Here is an 11,991-nt window from a genome sequence, read left to right as displayed (position 1 = left end):
CGGACACGACCGGAACGAGCGGACGCCGAAGCCGACGGGCACGGCGTCCGCTCACCCCTGCACACTTGACAAACCCACGCCCATATCAGGGCGTGTCTCCCAATAGGCGCTGCCAGGTGAGGATGAGGCAGTCCCACTCCTGTAACAGCCCACTATCGGCACAGGCGCTACCAACCTCAGCTCGCAATCGAGCGGCAAACCTTCGTCGCGAGATGAGAGATGTCGTGAAAACCAGAATCGCCTCCGGACACGCCGGGGCGAGTCAGCCGTCGATTTCTATTAGGGTGCATCTTCCAGTAGCCGAACCCAGGTGAGGATGCTGCAAGGGCGTAACTTCGGCGCGGTAGGTGATCGCGAGGCTGATCACGCCACGGGATCCCGGTCCGGAACCGGTAGGTGATGCCCTCCACGACCCGCCGATGCTCGCCGACGGTTGACCGCGCCGCCCAGAGTTCGAGGCCAGCAACGGTTCGATCCGCTCCCACTGCTCGTCCGTGAGCACCCGATACCGCGAACCCGTCGACCTCACCTAGCCAACATCCTTCGAGCCTCACCTCACATAGGGGAGACACGACCGAGGCGTGTCCGGGACGGATGCCGAAGCTGACGGTCCCCTCGCCGAGCTCGAAGGCCGTGCGGACGGCGGCGTTGAATGCCTGCGCGGTGTCTGCGTCGAGGATGTCGCCAGTGCTGCCATGGGCGGCGGGTGCCCGTGCCCCTGCTGCGGCGCCGGTCGCGGCGGGGTGGGCGTCGGGGTGCTGGTGCATCCGGCTCCGATCGCGATCGAGGGTGAGATGACCTTGCCGATCTGAGCCCACGCGAGGGCTGCAAGTGGGCAGCGACCAGGTGACGGCGTCGGCGTAGGACGACGCCGTCGGATATTTCCCCGGCGAGGCCGCGAGGACGCAAGTGCGCGCGTGCCCCGCCGGCCAGGACGCGCAGGCGGTCTCCGCGTCGGTGCGCACAAGCGGACTCACCCTGGTGCTCGCCCCCGGCCTCTGAGCGGCTCGGTCTCCCGGGCGCGGCGGTCATCGCCTCTAGGTGTACTTCCCCGGGAGGTTGTGAACGGGTGAGGTAGGCCGATGTCGGAAAGCGGCTCACCTCCGGAGTCCGAGCAGGCACGGCGATCTCGTGACCGGGGAGATCATCGATCAGCAACGGATCGCCGAGCAGCTGCTCACCGAAGCGACGGAGAAGGTACGTCAACCTGGTCTGGCCGGGTGGTCTGCTGGACGGGTTGACGAAGCGGATGTTGGAGACCGCGCTCGAGGCCAAGCTGACCGAGAATCCCCGCCGCGTCACTTCCGGTAAGCCAGAGTGACACGGCGGGGATTCGCGTGGTCAGTCGACCATGTCGCCGACCTGGGCGCCGGCGAGCGCGGCGGCCACGAGTGCGCTTGTGAACGCGACTGCGGCGGGCGTTGCTGCGAGTGGGCGCATGTCGCCAACCGTGCTGCCTTCGGCCAGATCGAACGGTTCTCTTGGGAGTAGTTCGAGCTTGAGCATGGCACTCCTTTCTGAGAGTCATGACGGGTGGTCAGTTGCCGACTGTCTCTTCGACCGCGTAAGCGGCGACGGCTGCAGCGAGTACCGCGGTGGCCGCAAGCGCGGCCAGGGGCGTTGCCGCGAGCGCCGCGTTGGTCGCTTTGACAGTTCCGAATTCGGTGTCGAACGGTGCGTCCGTGAATACGGCAGTGTCCAGCATGGTTTCCCTCCTTTCTTCAACAGGATTTCCTCTTTGCTCCGGCTACTTCTCGCGACTCTCGTCGCGACCATCGGGGCGGCGTGAACGCACAGATCCCCACAAGGCCGCTCCGATGCCGACGATCGCGACGACCAAGATGAGGGCGACACCGAGGTCTGCGCCGATCAGAGTGGCGATGAGGACGGCGCCGACCGCAGCGATCGGCACGACAGCCAGGAGGACGGCCTCAGCGCGGCTCATTGTCGCCTTCGGGCTCATTGTCGGCGTACTCCTTCGTGGTTTCAGCGGCGGGTGGCCGATCAGCCGTTGGCCTGTGCGTAGGTGTAGCCGGCGATGAACGTGGCCACTGCGGCGACCAGCGGGGTGGCGCCGAGGGCTGATGCCTCGGTGCGGAGGCAGCCCTCCTGGCTGTCGAAGCTCGCGGATGTGGTGAAACTGGTTTCCGACATTGCGGTGCCTTTCTCTTACTTGGATAGGGTTCGGTCCGGGCGAGTGCCAAGACCGGTTCCTCGTTCCTTCAGTCAGGCCGTGCAGCGACTTGCTCGTCGCGCAGGTCTTCCTTTCTGGAGACGAAGATCTCTTCAACGGGCTCGCTTTCGTAGCCGGCTTCGCGGATGATGGCGAACTGGAAGGAGTCGAGGTCGTTCGCGTCGGGGTTCAGCTCTTGGACACGGCGCTTGACGAAGTTGCGCAGCAGCCGATATTCGGCGCTGCTCTCATATCCCGTTCCGATGCGCTCGACGGTGCGCAGAAAGCGGCCCACGACGTCGAAGACGCCCTTGTCGACCCGCCGCTGCGGGAACCAGAACACGTGAAGCAGGGTGCGGCTCGGCGCGGTGTGCGTGTACTCCCAGTCAGAGACGTTTCCGCTGCGTCGAACTCTGTGCACGAGCACAACGTCCTTCGACGCAGGGATGGGTGCGAAGAACCGCCAGTTCGGTAGGAAGACGGAGGCGCGGTCAAAGATCCTGATGCGATCGAAGTTGTGATTCGGATGCTGGCCCGCCACGGTCGCCAGAACCCAGATCGCCAAGGCCGCAGAGATGACGTCGGTCGTGATCGCTGCGACGGGGAGCCGCCTGGTCTTCCGCATCACGCCACCTCCCTCGAGCCGGCGCCGGGGAGTCTGTCGGCATGTGTTGCCGAAGGGGTGGCGATGAAGCGGTCGATCTCTGCGGCGACGGCGGGCACCGAGCGCGGGTCGGTGAGCATGCCGTCATGCGTGGCGCGCACGACGAGATGCCTGCCTTCAGGGACCTGCGCCGCCAACGCCCGGTGCGTGTCAGCCGAAACCGGATGCAGCGACACGCTCGTGCTGGCGGTGATCACGAGCGTGGGCACCTCCAGCGGCGCGACGGTAGTCGCCTGGTCAACTCGCTCGTTGATGATCTCCCGAACCGCGGCATCCCATTCCTCGCGGCCGGCACGCCAGATGCGATGGTCCCGGTAGACACTGGACACCCGATGCGAAGCGGCCGGATCGGCGGGGATCGACCACACTTGGGGATTGAGCAGGAGTGCGCCGCCGCCGCGTAGCGAGAGTTCCATCAGCGGGAAGCCTTCGGTGAGCGACGACATCGCTTCTCGGTCGGCCTCAGCATCCTCAGTGCTGGTCATGGTCGCCGTGGTGGGATCAAGGAGAATCAGGCCGGCGATCTTTGTTGTCAGCTGAGGGGCGGCTTTGCGTATCAGATATCCGCCGAGGGAATGGCCAATAAGCCAGACCTCACGATCTTGGCTGAAGTTGCGGATGAGGTCGTCGAGATCCGCTGCATGGGATTCGAGCGAACGGCTGCCGGGAGCTGGGATGCTGGCGCCGTAGCCGGGGCGGTCATAGGTGAGCGTGGCCGCATCGATCTCCAGCTTCGACAGGATCGGTTGCCAGTATTCCTGGACGGCGACCAGCGAGTTCTCGAAGACGAGCAACGGTGATTGGCGATTGCGACTGGGGCGATACTCGACGGCGAGCTGAGCGCCTCGGGATGTCGTGAAGGTCTGCTGGCGACCGCGAAGGCGCCGGGCGCGTCGCGAGATGACAGCCTGCGTCGCGCCCATCCCGGCTGCCGCTATCGCAGTCGCTCCCGCCAGCACTCGCGGAAAGGTGTTGTCGCGGCCCGGGTTCTTGGTCGCGGTGTAGAGAACAGGCGGTTGGAGCGAGAGGAAAGCCGGCAAGAATCGGCCGAGGCCCATCACGACCGCGATCCCGGTGTGAAGCGCCGCCACGCCCCCGAGGTAGACCACGCGTGCTTTCCCGTTGAGTGCGTACACGATGGGGTAGGCGCACTCGATGACGAGCGTGCCGACCTCGGCCAGACGGCCAAGCTCAGGATGTTTCTGGAGGATACGGAACAGGGGCTCTGCTCCGTAGGTCCGGGTGCGCATGACGCCCTTGATAGCGGTGCCTTCGCGCCAGGGCTTGCCGAGCAGCTTCACCCACCCCGAGGCAAGGTACGCCAGTGTCGTCTGCGCCGATGTGGCCCACAGGATCACGTCGGTGACACGATCCGATCGTGACAGCCGCGCTGCCGCAGTAAGGGCTTGCGTGAAGGTGCCGACCTGATCTGATCCGTCCCCGCCGTTCTGGTGCAGCGGAGCGAGCAAGACACCCGCAGTTGCGCTGCTCGCGCCAACGACGCCGCGAAGTACTGGGTTCCGCACCGGCAGGATCAGCACCACCGACGCGGCGACGCGCACTCCATGCAAGGCGGTGACGATCGCGGGCCGTGCGACGAAACTACGCAGTTGCTTGATCGCCGGGCGTCGCGAAAAGCCGGAGTCTTGCACGACTTCCCAGTCGTTGAAGCCTCCCGGCATGCGGTTGTCGCGGTTGGCGAGATGCTCCAGGCTCGCCCACCCGTTCACGATCGCCGCGAGTCGTTCCGTTGCTGCCAGGGACCCGTGACGCGTCTCGATCCTCTCGATCAGCCTGGCTGGGGTGAGACGCATCGTCGTTCTCCTATCCTCGGTCGGGTTGACGTGCTCGTCAGGCCGTTGCCGTGACGCCGGGCTTCTCGTAGAGGGCGGTGACGGTCGGGGTTGCAGAGGTGATCTCGTCACCGTTCAGACCGCCAGAGTGGCGTATCGGCAGCAGGCCGGCGTTGCGCGCATAAGCGTCCAGCTCCGCGAGGGTGGTGACGCGGCTGTCCTCGTGCAAGAAGGTCGCGGAGCCGTTGTCGATCAGGCAATGCTCCAGCTGCCAGTTGTGCCCATCGATGAGATCGGAGAACGTTGCCAGCATGCGACGCTCACCGGGCAGTGCCACCGCCCAGGAACGGTGAGGATGGGGGTGCATCTGTCGTACGAGCTCGGCATTGTGCGTTTCGACGACAAAGACTCCGCCTTCTCGAAGCGCCGCGAACGCTCGATCGAAGACTCCTTGTTGCGCGGAACAATCGGTGAGCATCGAGATCGTGCCGCAGACGCACAAGATCGCGTCGGCATCGGGTGGATAGTCGTCGGAGGCGATATCGAGCCGTAGCGGCGTGACGAGACCGTCGACGTCGTGGTGCGCAAGACCGTGCAGCATCTCCGCGGAGATGTCGATGCCGATGTATTCCACCGGCGTCCTGTCAGCAGCGAAGGCGGCAGCCAGCGGCAACGCAACTCGGCCATTTCCTACCCCCAACTCCACGACGCGTCGCCCGCGAGCCGGCAAGACTGTACGCAGCCAGCTGGTCTCGGCATCGGTGACCATGTCCCTGGGGAAGATCACGTCGCAGCACCCGCTGAACTGGGCGCCGTATGAGGCGTAGCTGCGCGCCTGAGGAGTGGCGATGGACACGTGCGGCCTCCCTTGTCTGTCGTTTCTGGTTCGGCTTAGTGGCGCGGTTCCCAGCGGAACAGCCGGATGGCGGCGAGGAGCCCGGCAAGGGCCCAGGCAAGCGTCGGCAGCGTGAGCAGGAGCCCCTGAATCCCGGGAACGGTGCCGGACCATGCGCCGACGATCGCTTCGACCGACGCTCCGCCGGGAAGTGCCCGCTGTACGGCTAGTTGGCTGCCCGAACCTGTCAGCGTGATCCACATCGCGGTGCCGAGGGCGAGTATGAACACCGGCATCGTGGTGATCTGCGCTTGCTCCGGCGTGCTCGTCAGTCCCCAGGTCGCCAGCGCGAGAGCCAGGAACATTAACTCGACGACGGCCACGTGGAGGGCCACGAGCCAGCCGTTCGCGGGGAACTCGCCCGTGGCGACCACGGCCGTGAGGACGATCAGGAGCTGCACGACGTTGAGCGTGATGACGGGCAGGAGCAGCCCGCCGAGGATCGCCCCATCCGTGATCGCCGTGCTGCGCAGGCGCTTGAGGAGGAGGGTCTGTCGTCGGGCGGCCAGCGTGGTCGTGGCGGTGATGTAGACCCCGAAACCCGCCATGACGATGATCTGGAGTGCGGCGATCGTGCCCCCTTCGCCGCCGAACCTGTCGCGCATGACGATCAGCAGGACGGCGAAGGCGAGCGGCATGAGGATCGCGCACGCGGCAACGACCTTGTTGCGCCACAACATCCTCAACTCGGCCTGAGCAATGGGAACCATCAGCGCCTCGCCTCCTCGCGCGTCACGGATCCGGGTTGGCGGTCCAGGCCGCGGAAGATCTCCGTCAGGCTCGAGGGCGTGCAACGAAGGCCGTCAAGTCCGACTCCTTCGGCCTCTGCCCACCGCAAGAGCCGGAGCATGTCTTCCTGCGGCGACCGCGTCTGAGCGGAGAACCTGTCCGTGTCGTTTCGCTCGAAAGGGCCTGGGAGCGCCCGGTCGCCGGTCTGAGCGCGAAACTCGATGTGCGCGGGGAATGCGGCGACCAGCTCCGCGAGCGTGCCTTCGTGCTGGAGGCGGCCGGCGTGCATCAGGCCGATACGATCCGCGTATCGCTCGGCCTCCTCGAGGTAGTGGGTCGTCATCAGGATCGTCGTGCCCGTGTCACGCAGCTGCGTCACGACCTCCCAGAGGCGGTCGCGTGCGGCTGGATCCAACGCGGTCGTCGGCTCGTCGAGGAAGACCAGCTCAGGGCTGCCGTAGATCGCCGTCGCGAAGTCGAGTCGGCGGCGCTCGCCTCCGGACAGCTGCGCCACGCGCGTGCGGCGCTTGCCAGCGAGGCCCACCCGATCCAGCAGCCTCGCACTGTCGTCCGTGCGGCCGGAGATCGCGCCGACCAGATCGACGCTCTCCTCTGCCGTCAGCTCGGCGGCGAAGCCGGATTCCTGCAGCATCACTCCCATTCGCGGCCTGACCCGAGCCCGATCGGTGGGGCTCGCGGCGAGCACGCGCACGCTTCCGGAACTCGGGACCCGATGCCCTTCCAGCGCCTCCAGCGTTGTCGTCTTCCCGGCGCCGTTCGTGCCGAGAAGGGCATAGATCTCGCCGCGCTCGACGGTGAAGGTCACATCGTCGACCGCGGTGAACTCGCCATATCGGCAGGTGAGCCGGTCGACGTGGATCGGGACCGCGGCGGGATCGCTCATGTCCCCATCGTGCGGAAGAAACCACCTGCGCCATAGTGCCCTGGATCACGCGCCCGCATGACAGCGATCAGGTCATGGGATGACAGCTGTCACATGCTCGGCGGCACGCGTTCCGTTGCGCGAGCGTTCACGAGACACTGGAGAGGTGAAATCTGGCGAACGGCCGACTCCCAGCGCGAGCGCCGTTCGCGTGCTGCGCGTGTACCCGCAGTTCATGCGCGCCGTCTGGGTCGTCACCGTCGCGGTGATGGCATCGGTGGGCGTCTTCGGCAGCCTGCCCGGCCCGCGCACGTCGCCGGTGTTCACCGCGGCAGCGATCGTCATGGCCGCGGTCGCCGTCTGGGGATCAGCGAGATGGCCGGCCTCAGCGGGCACGCTGATATTTCCGGGGATGGCCGTGGCCGGCGTCGCCGTCTGGGTGTGGCTTCTCGCCGAGGGCGGGGAGGCGAACGCCGGATTCGCCCTGCTCGCCCCGTTCACGTTCGCCCTGTCCGCGCGCAAGGTCGCGTGGCCGTGGATACTCGCGGGAGGCGTCGTGCTCGTCGGCGGCATCGCCGCTGTTGCCGTGCTGGGAGCAATACCGCTGGAGCGGCTGCTTGACCGGGCGGTGGTCCCGACTGCCACGATCCTGGCGATCGAGGTGATCGGATTTCTCGCCTTGGCCATCACCTGGGACTTCTTCTCGCGCTGGGAGGAAGACAAGTCCCGCGAACGCGAGTATGCCCTGGTCCAAGAGCGACTCCGCTTCGCGAACGATCTGCACGACCTCCAGGGCCATTCGCTGCTCGCCGTCAAGTTCAAGATCGAGCTCGCCCGGCGCAGCCTTGATCGCGATATCGAGCGCGCCCGTGCGGAGCTGGAGAGCGTCGAGGCACTCGTCTCCGACCTCGAAGCCCAGACCCGCCAGCTCGCCAACGGATTCCGCGACATAGACCTGGTCACTGAACTCCAGAACCTGAAGGAGCTGCTCGTCGCAGCAGGGGTACACGCCCGCGTCGACGGGACAGTGGCGACGCTGCACGAGTGGGAGCCCGAGTACGCCGCCTTCCTCCGCGAAGCCGCCAGCAACATCTTGAGGCACTCCACAGCGCGTAGAGTCGACATCCTCGTCGCCGCCAATACCCTCACGATCAGCAACGACGGCGCCCTGTCCGCCCCGAAGGAACTCGGCGCAGGACATGGTCTCCTCGGCTTGCGAGACCGCCTCACCCCTCTTGGCGCCCACCTGACATGGGACCAGAACGGGGAAATGTTCACGATTGCGGTCACCCGGTCCGAAGCGGACGACCAACTCACGAGGAAGGACAGGCACGCGTGATCCGCGTTCTCCTCGCCGACGACGAGCACCTCCTGCGCACGGCCGTCGCCTCCCTCCTCGAACTCGACGACGACATCGAAGTCGTCGACCAGACCGACAACGGACACGCTGTCGTCACGCATCCCGCGCGGCACATGATCGACGTCTTCATCCTGGACATCGAGATGCCCGATCTGGACGGCCTGGAAACAGCCCGTCACCTTCTGCGAGAAGACCCGGACCGATCGGTCGTGATCGTCACCCGGCACGCGCGCCCAGGAGTACTCCGATCCGCCCTCGCAGCCGGCGTGCGAGGCTTCGTGCCCAAGAGCACTCGCGCCGAAGACCTGGCCGGCATCATCCGAACCATCCACAACGGCGGCCGCTACGTCGACGCAAGCCTCGCCTTCGACGCAATGCGCAACGACAGCCCCCTCACCGAACGAGAAGCTTCCCTACTAGCCCGCACCGAACAAGGCCAGAGCATCGCCTCCATCGCATCCGAGCTTCACCTCGCCCACGGCACCGTCCGAAACTACCTCTCCAACGCGATCATGAAGCTCGGAGCCACGGACCGTCACGAGGCCGCCCGCCGCGCACGAAAGAACGGCTGGATATGAACACGGACACGTCATGACCCCGGACGCGTATGTGATCGGCTCCGGCCCCAACGGCCTCGCTGGCGCCATCACCTTGGCCCATGCAGGACTCAAGGTAGTCGTCATCGAAGCCGAGCATGAAGTTGGCGGCGGGGTGCGCTCGTTTCAGAGAGACGGGGACACGTTCGACCATTTCTCCGCCGTGCATCCACTCGCGCTCGCATCTCCCTTCTTCCAGGCATGGGGACTCGAAGCCCGCGTGCCATACGTCGTGCCGGACATATCGTTCGCGCATCCACTCGGTGACCACGCGGTCCTCGCCTTCCGCGATCTGGAAACCACGGCAGCGGAGCTAGGCGCCGACGGAAGAGCCTGGAAGCACATCTTCTCTCCACTCGTTCGCAACGCAGAAGCGATGACGCGGACCGCGCTCTCGCCAATGCTCTCGATCCCCAGACACCCGCAGGCACTCGCTCAGCTCGGCTGGTCCACGACGCTCGGCTCGAGATACATCGGCAAGGCTGGATTGCGTGGGCCCAACGCGCGAGCCCTGCTCGCCGGAGTTCTCGCTCATTCCGGCCAACCCATCGGATCACTCGCTGCCGCCGCCGCCGGCATAGTCCTCGGCGCCCACGCGCATGTGCGGGGATGGGGAATCCCAGTGGGAGGCGCCCAGCGTGTTGCGGACGCCATGGTCGAAGACCTCATCGCGCACGGCGGACGGATAGAGACGGGCACTCCCGTTACCGACATCAGCGAGATGCTCGACGCATCGATCGTTCTCGCAGATCTCACCATCGAAGGAATCCGGCGCATCAACGCCGCTGACAAACGCGACCTGCTGCCAAAGCCGTTGCACCAAGGCGGCGGAGCTGCACGCGCAGACTTCGTCCTCACAAGCCCGATACCTTGGCGGGACTCTCGAATAGGCCGCGCATCGACCGTCCACCTCGGCGGGGAATGGGAACGAATCGCGGCCGCAGAGGATTCCGTTCGACGAGGACGGCACGCAGACCGCCCCTACATACTGCTCTCCCAGCCCAGCACCCTTGACCCCACACGCTCGACGTCCGGGAAAACGCTGGTCTGGGCCTATGCCCATGTTCCAGCTGGCTCATCGCTGGATCCGCGTAGCCAGATCCTTAAGGAACTCGAGCAACATGCTCCGGACGTCGCCGACCTCGTGGAAGACTCGTGGGCCGTCCCGGCGTCCGAACTCTCCGGGAAGAACAGAAATCTCATCGATGGAAACATCACCGGCGGCACGGCAAGCCTCTACCGCCTTGTCGCGCGTCCCCGTCTCTCAAGCACGCCCTGGCGGACATCCATGCCCGGGGTCTACCTTTGCTCCGCATCTACCACCCCTGGCCCCGGCGTCCACGGCATGGCGGGTTGGTGGGCGGCCAAGACAGCACTAGCTGACGTGAAGGAAGTCACGTTCACTCTCGAGGATCTCAACTGCACCAGCAAGATCATGTGGCAGAACGAGAGCTCGTGATGTTGGGCACGGGATCAACAGGACCTTCCCGTTTGTCTGCGGATCGTAGGGATCCCGATCCTCGAGCAGCTGCGCGCCGATCCTGACCGATACGTTCAGAACTCGGTATCCACCTGGATCCACGACGCAAAAGACCATCGCCCTCTTCGAGCGTGAGCCAGTCCCGGCCCTGATAGGCGTCCACAACACGATCCACCTCGCCGGGCGCCTCGGCCTCCTCGCGGTTCCGGCCGAGGCCGCGTGGGAACGCGTCATCGCCGCGCTGAACGAGCAGTCCGAGGACGGCTACACCTTCGCGCTCGACTTGACCGCCACAGTCCCGTACGACACGCCGACGGACACCGTCGACGCGTACACCGAAGAGCTCATCCGTGACGCCCCCTTCACAGACGTCGCCCCGCTCGGCGACGAGACGCTCACCGATCAGGATTCTGCGGCTCAGCAGGCTAACGCCGCATAACCACGCCCGCGCGATCGGGGTGCCCTCACGGCCGGGAGGGCACCCCGACCGTTTCGGCGTACCTACTCGCGGCCGCAGCCCCATCAATGCCGCCCTATGACGCTCCGACAGGAACAGCCATACAGCCCGACTCCGAGACGTCGACAGATGATCGAGTCACGGTATCGAATGGCGCCATACATGCGCACCGATATCGGCCTGCACCTCGTGCCATGCAGATCGACCTGCTCATCGCGAATGCCCCCTGCAGCAGCGGGGAACGATCATGAATCGCGTCCTATGCCGATCTCGTCATCCGCGTTCACGCCACGACCGACGGGAGCGGTCCTGTCGGACCGCTCCCGTGGGACTGTCCGATAATCGGTGTGTGAGGTCCGGCGGTTTTCATCAGTGAGTGGTTCTCTCGAACCGTCCGGCGAAGGTGATCGCGAACGCGTTCAGCGCGGGCTTCCACCTCATCACCCAGCGTGCCCTCCCGCCGCCGGTCGGGTTAAGCGACCTTGTCACGAGATACAAGCACTTCAACGCCGCTTGCTCGTTCGGGAAGTGGCCGCGGGCTCGAACGGCTCGCCGATAGCGGGCGTTGATGGACTCGATCGCGTTGGTCGTGCAGATCACGCGGCGGATCTCGACGTCGTACTCCAGGAAGGGCACGAACTCCGCCCAAGAGTTGCGCCAGAGCTGCACGATCGCTGGATACCGCCCGCCCCACTCGGCGGCGAACTCCTCGAACCGATCCTTCGCGGCCTGCTCGGACGGGGCCGTATAGACCGGTCTGAGCGCTTTCACGATGCCGTCGCGATGCTGCCGGCCCGCATAGCGGAACGAGTTGCGGATGAGGTGCACGATGCACTGCTGCACCACCGTCCGCTCCCAGGTCGTGTTGATCGACTCCGGCAAGCCCTTCAGCCCGTCGCAGACCCTATGCCGATGTCGGCATAGGGTCTGTTATGCCGTGCTCGCGGTTATGCCGATGATG

At 65.7% G+C, this 11,991-nt stretch carries 15 protein-coding genes and 1 pseudogene; 5 read left to right on the top strand and 11 right to left on the bottom strand.

Going from position 1 to position 11,991, the window contains the following annotated elements:
* Positions 1 to 581 precede the first annotated feature (581 nt).
* Positions 582 to 812, top strand: coding sequence for a hypothetical protein (locus LOK55_RS13595; RefSeq protein ID WP_229935793.1), 231 nt, complete (start codon positions 582 to 584; stop codon positions 810 to 812).
* A gap of 529 nt (positions 813 to 1,341) precedes the next feature.
* Here LOK55_RS13595 and LOK55_RS13590 read toward each other — a convergent pair.
* From LOK55_RS13590 to LOK55_RS13545, 10 genes are all read right to left on the bottom strand, one after another.
* Positions 1,342 to 1,506: a hypothetical protein gene (locus LOK55_RS13590; RefSeq protein ID WP_229935792.1), complete on the bottom strand. Its 165-nt coding sequence runs from the start codon at positions 1,504 to 1,506 to the stop codon at positions 1,342 to 1,344.
* Positions 1,507 to 1,537: 31 nt separating this feature from the next.
* Positions 1,538 to 1,705 (bottom strand): hypothetical protein, encoded by a 168-nt coding sequence (locus LOK55_RS13585; protein ID WP_196324579.1) that lies wholly within the window; start codon positions 1,703 to 1,705, stop codon positions 1,538 to 1,540.
* A 42-nt stretch (positions 1,706 to 1,747) separates the two neighbouring features.
* Positions 1,748 to 1,945, bottom strand: a complete 198-nt coding sequence (locus LOK55_RS13580; protein ID WP_229935791.1) for a hypothetical protein — start codon at positions 1,943 to 1,945, stop codon at positions 1,748 to 1,750.
* A gap of 59 nt (positions 1,946 to 2,004) precedes the next feature.
* Entirely contained in the window at positions 2,005 to 2,154 is a 150-nt protein-coding gene (locus tag LOK55_RS13575; protein ID WP_196324581.1) for a hypothetical protein, read from the bottom strand.
* Between the two features lie 68 nt (positions 2,155 to 2,222).
* The gene (locus LOK55_RS13570) at positions 2,223 to 2,801 is read right to left on the bottom strand and encodes a hypothetical protein (protein WP_229935790.1); all 579 of its coding nucleotides are present in this window, start codon (positions 2,799 to 2,801) and stop codon (positions 2,223 to 2,225) included.
* Positions 2,798 to 4,651: an alpha/beta fold hydrolase gene (locus LOK55_RS13565; RefSeq protein WP_229935789.1), complete on the bottom strand. Its 1,854-nt coding sequence runs from the start codon at positions 4,649 to 4,651 to the stop codon at positions 2,798 to 2,800. Before LOK55_RS13565 ends, LOK55_RS13570 begins: the two co-directional genes overlap by 4 nt.
* A gap of 37 nt (positions 4,652 to 4,688) precedes the next feature.
* On the bottom strand, positions 4,689 to 5,486 hold the full coding sequence (locus tag LOK55_RS13560; protein ID WP_229935788.1) for a class I SAM-dependent methyltransferase: 798 nt from the start codon (positions 5,484 to 5,486) through the stop codon (positions 4,689 to 4,691).
* Positions 5,487 to 5,521: 35 nt separating this feature from the next.
* Positions 5,522 to 6,235: an ABC transporter permease gene (locus tag LOK55_RS13555; protein WP_229935787.1), complete on the bottom strand. Its 714-nt coding sequence runs from the start codon at positions 6,233 to 6,235 to the stop codon at positions 5,522 to 5,524.
* Complete coding sequence (locus tag LOK55_RS13550) at positions 6,235 to 7,158, bottom strand: ABC transporter ATP-binding protein (RefSeq protein WP_196324586.1); 924 nt, start codon at positions 7,156 to 7,158, stop codon at positions 6,235 to 6,237. Before LOK55_RS13550 ends, LOK55_RS13555 begins: the two co-directional genes overlap by 1 nt.
* 72 nt (positions 7,159 to 7,230) lie before the next feature.
* Positions 7,231 to 7,482 (bottom strand): hypothetical protein, encoded by a 252-nt coding sequence (locus tag LOK55_RS13545; RefSeq protein WP_229935786.1) that lies wholly within the window; start codon positions 7,480 to 7,482, stop codon positions 7,231 to 7,233.
* A gap of 67 nt (positions 7,483 to 7,549) precedes the next feature.
* Between LOK55_RS13545 and LOK55_RS13540 the strand changes: the two genes are divergently transcribed.
* The 4 genes from LOK55_RS13540 to LOK55_RS13525 all read left to right on the top strand — a co-directional run bounded on the left by LOK55_RS13540 (position 7,550) and on the right by LOK55_RS13525 (position 11,012).
* The gene (locus LOK55_RS13540; RefSeq protein WP_229935785.1) at positions 7,550 to 8,476 is read left to right on the top strand and encodes a sensor histidine kinase; all 927 of its coding nucleotides are present in this window, start codon (positions 7,550 to 7,552) and stop codon (positions 8,474 to 8,476) included.
* Positions 8,473 to 9,075 carry a DNA-binding response regulator gene (locus LOK55_RS13535; RefSeq protein ID WP_229935784.1) on the top strand — a complete coding sequence of 201 codons (603 nt, stop codon included), beginning with the start codon at positions 8,473 to 8,475 and terminating at the stop codon, positions 9,073 to 9,075. The genes LOK55_RS13540 and LOK55_RS13535 overlap by 4 nt, the downstream gene beginning before the upstream one ends.
* A gap of 13 nt (positions 9,076 to 9,088) precedes the next feature.
* Positions 9,089 to 10,552 carry an NAD(P)/FAD-dependent oxidoreductase gene (locus LOK55_RS13530; protein WP_229935783.1) on the top strand — a complete coding sequence of 488 codons (1,464 nt, stop codon included), beginning with the start codon at positions 9,089 to 9,091 and terminating at the stop codon, positions 10,550 to 10,552.
* Positions 10,553 to 10,856: 304 nt separating this feature from the next.
* Positions 10,857 to 11,012, top strand: coding sequence for a hypothetical protein (locus LOK55_RS13525; protein ID WP_196324590.1), 156 nt, complete (start codon positions 10,857 to 10,859; stop codon positions 11,010 to 11,012).
* A gap of 387 nt (positions 11,013 to 11,399) precedes the next feature.
* On the opposite strand, the pseudogene LOK55_RS13520 reads toward LOK55_RS13525, so the two are convergent.
* A pseudogene (locus tag LOK55_RS13520) lies at positions 11,400 to 11,933 on the bottom strand (transposase); the annotation flags it as partial.
* Positions 11,934 to 11,991: the final 58 nt, after the last annotated feature.

The organism is Microbacterium sp. F2E (assembly GCF_020905435.1).
Lineage (GTDB): Bacteria > Actinomycetota > Actinomycetes > Actinomycetales > Microbacteriaceae > Microbacterium > Microbacterium lacticum.
This window is presented reverse-complemented; position numbering and strand designations above follow the sequence as displayed.